Raw genomic sequence first — 3080 nt, forward strand, 5'->3', positions numbered from 1 at the left:
GGGGCAGGCCGATGCGCACCTGAGAGGGGGGCGCCTGGTGGTGGGGATGGGCTCTCGACATGTCAGGAATTCCCGGGGCGAGAGAGAGCCGGTGCAGCGCGATTCGCCGACCCGTCTGGCTGTGCACCGCCTCGGGGAAGGGCTGTCGCAGCAGGGCGCATCATGTGGAAGCGGGTGGCAACTCCCGTGGGGACAGGACCAGTTCTCGTTGCACCGCAGGGCGAGTCGTGGCATCGGTCGGGCCGCTGCGGACAGGCCATGGGGTGACGCCGGCACGACGAAAGGGGCCCGCGCACAGCGCGGGCCCCTCCAGTTGCAGGTGAACTCAGTTGTCGCTGTTGAGAAGAGTCAGCACCCGCAGCACCTCCAGGTAGATCCACACCAGCGTCAGGGTGAGACCGAACGCGGCAAGCCATGCCTCCTCGCGCGGGGCCCCGTACGCTACGGCGTCCTCGACCTGCTTGAAGTCCATGGCGAGGAAGGCCGCGCCGAGCAGGATGCCGACGACACCGAAGAGGATGCCGAGGCCGCCGCTGTGGAAGCCGAGGCCGTTGCCCGCGCCGAAGGCGGAGAAGAGCAGGTCGGCGACGAGCAGCAGGACGAAGCCGGTCGCGGCGGCGGCGACGAACCCGGTGAACCGCCGGGTCACCCTGATCCACCGCATCCGGTACGCCAGGAGCACACCCGCGGAGACCGCGAAGGTGCCGAGCACCGCCTGGACCACCACACCCGGCGCGATGTACGTCGAGATCGTGCTGGAGAGCACACCGAGGAAAACACCCTCGAGCGCCGCGTACCCGAGGATCAGCGCCGGGGACGGGGTCCGCTTGAAGGACTGGACCAGCGACAGCACGAAGGCGACGAGAGCCGCGCCCACCGCGATGCCGTACGACCGGCTGAGGTTCGCCTCGTCGACGGGGAGCAGCAGCCAGGACAGGACGGCCGTCAGGGCCACCGCGCCGAGTGTCGTCGCGGTGCGGACGATGACGTCGTCCATGGTCACCGCGGTTCCGGAGGTCCGCGGCGCGGTGTCGGCTCCGGGGGCGTAGGGGTTGGCCGTGTGGTCGTCCGTCGGCGCGCCACCGACCGCCGCTCCCACCGGGCGCCGCGCGTAGGCCTGGGACGGGCCCCCGTCACGGGCGGCGCCCCAGCGGGAGAAGATCGGGTTGCTGGTGTTCATGTCGTTTCCTCCTCGTCCGCCGCACGCTCGCGGCCTGCGGCAAAGGGTTGTCATCGGGTGCCCGGGACGGCATACGTGTGGCAGTGGACGACGACGGCCGGGCCGACGACGCATCCCCTCTTCCGTCACCACTCTGACAGGTGACGCAAGAGGAGGCAAGTCGTTCCCGGCACGCCCGGACGCGGCCGTCACCCAGGGCCGGTTGCGGTCATTCGGCGGTGGGTGCCATCGGTCCGGCGAGGAGCTGCCGGAGAAAGCCGTCCCAGTTCAGACCGTCCATCTCCGACTCGGCCGGGGTGATCCGGTACGTCGCGTCCAGCCACTGCGCCAGCGGCGCCGCAGGAACCTCGAACAGGGCCTCCATTTCCTGCGATTCGAGGAGCAGCCAGGACGAGGGCCGCTCCCTGGGCAGCGCGGGCCACATGCGTACGTCGCCGCAGCCGCTCATCGCCGTCAGGCCGCGGTGCAGGAGCTCGCGGCCGATGCGCCAGACGATGCCCGGCCCGCGCTCCGCCAGGAACTCGACCGTGATCACCGCGGGTGTGTCCGCGTCGAAGTGGAACTCCGCGCGTATCGGCAGCGGGGTGAATTCGTCCAGCATCTGATCGAGGTCCAGGAACAGCGGAGGCACGGACTGCTGGGGCGCCGAAGACGCCTCCAGGGATGACTGATCGCGGTGCATGACGGAAGTTCCCTCCGTGGGACGAAGTCTGTGTGTCCCACTCTTCGCCGGGAACGGAACCCGCACATCGGTCACTTGACGGTCGGCCTCCTGCGCCGACGAGGACGTGGCAGGGCCGCGCACGGCCACCGGACGGGGCGGGGGACCGCGGTGACGTAAGTCATCGTCCCCGGCATGACCTCACCGAACAGTGGACCCATGGGGCTCAAGGCGAAGGAGCGGGCGCCGGGTCGATGCGGATCGTCGCAGCCCGGGCCTCCGGGCTCGCGACGAGGGCCTCGGCGACCGGGCCGAACTTGGCGCGGAAGGCGGCGTCGAGCCCGGCGGGCGGTTCCAGGCCACCGGTCGTGAGCAGGACGTCACGGCGGACGGCACCCACCCGGATCGTTCCGTGGCCGTGCTCCCGGGCCGCCCGGTACCAGAGGGAACCCACTCCCCGGTAGGCGCGGACGTACAGTGCGCCGTCGACGACCACCATGCCGATCTCCACCCCGGGGCGACCCGTGTCCCCGGCTGTCAGGACGAGGGAGTAGGTCTCGGAGAAGAGGGTCCGGTCCTCGGGTGTCCAGGCGGTCATCGGTGCAGGTCCTCGTTGCTGGGCGTCCGGGCGGTCCAGGAGGCGAGGATGCGCAGGCCGTCGTGGGACGAGGTGCCGGGTTCGGCGGTGAGGACCATCAGGCGTTGCCCGGAACCGTCGGGACTGGCCCAGGTGTCGCAGTCGAGGGTGAGATCGCCGACCACGGGGTGACGGTAGTGCTTCGTGCCGTAGGACGCGCTGCTGACCCGGTGTTCGGCCCACCAGGTGCGGAAGTCGGCGTCCCGTACCGACAGTTCGCCGACCAGGCGGGCGAGCTCCGGGTCGCCGGGGTCGGCCGCGGCCTCCAGGCGCAGGGCGGCGACCGCGTCGCGCGCGTCGCGTTCCCAGTCCAGGTCCAGCTCCCGGATCGTCGGGTCGGTGAACATCAGCCGCAGGTAGTTGCGCTGGTGGGCCGGTACGGCGGCGAAGTCGGTGTAGAGGGCGGTGGCGGTGGGGTTCCAGGCGAGGATGTCGAGGCGTCTGCCGAGGACGAGTGCGGGGGTGTGGGTGAGTTGGTCGAGGAGGCGGCGCATGGCGGGCCGTAGGCGTTGGGGTCGTCGGCCGCGGCGTTGTGGGCGGTCGTCGGTGCGGCCGGCGAGTTGGTAGAGGTAGCGCTCCTCGTCCTCATCCAGGTGCAGGGC

At 70.9% G+C, this 3080-nt stretch carries 4 protein-coding genes; all 4 read right to left on the bottom strand.

The annotated features are described in order from the left end of the window. Positions 1 to 325: 325 nt before the first annotated feature. Complete coding sequence (locus AOJ26_RS37570; RefSeq protein WP_053852836.1) at positions 326 to 1180, bottom strand: Bax inhibitor-1/YccA family membrane protein; 855 nt, start codon at positions 1178 to 1180, stop codon at positions 326 to 328. Between the two features lie 208 nt (positions 1181 to 1388). Then, positions 1389 to 1862: an SsgA family sporulation/cell division regulator gene (locus AOJ26_RS37575; RefSeq protein ID WP_053852837.1), complete on the bottom strand. Its 474-nt coding sequence runs from the start codon at positions 1860 to 1862 to the stop codon at positions 1389 to 1391. Between the two features lie 205 nt (positions 1863 to 2067). Beyond that, the gene (locus tag AOJ26_RS37580; RefSeq protein WP_053852838.1) at positions 2068 to 2439 is read right to left on the bottom strand and encodes a DUF2255 family protein; all 372 of its coding nucleotides are present in this window, start codon (positions 2437 to 2439) and stop codon (positions 2068 to 2070) included. Next, a partial coding sequence (locus tag AOJ26_RS37585; protein WP_053852839.1) for a hypothetical protein occupies positions 2436 to 3080 on the bottom strand: 645 nt, incomplete at its 5' end. The genes AOJ26_RS37580 and AOJ26_RS37585, both read right to left, overlap by 4 nt.

The sequence above is a fragment of the Streptomyces sp. NRRL B-24085 genome, from assembly GCF_001282115.1.
Classification (GTDB): Bacteria; Actinomycetota; Actinomycetes; order Streptomycetales; family Streptomycetaceae; genus Streptomyces.

Coding starts and splice junctions, on each gene's coding strand:
- AOJ26_RS37570 (WP_053852836.1), bottom strand. CDS start 1,180: ATGAACACCAGCAACCCGATCTTCTCCCGCTGGGGCGCCGCCCGTGAC.
- AOJ26_RS37575 (WP_053852837.1), bottom strand. CDS start 1,862: ATGCACCGCGATCAGTCATCCCTGGAGGCGTCTTCGGCGCCCCAGCAG.
- AOJ26_RS37580 (WP_053852838.1), bottom strand. CDS start 2,439: ATGACCGCCTGGACACCCGAGGACCGGACCCTCTTCTCCGAGACCTAC.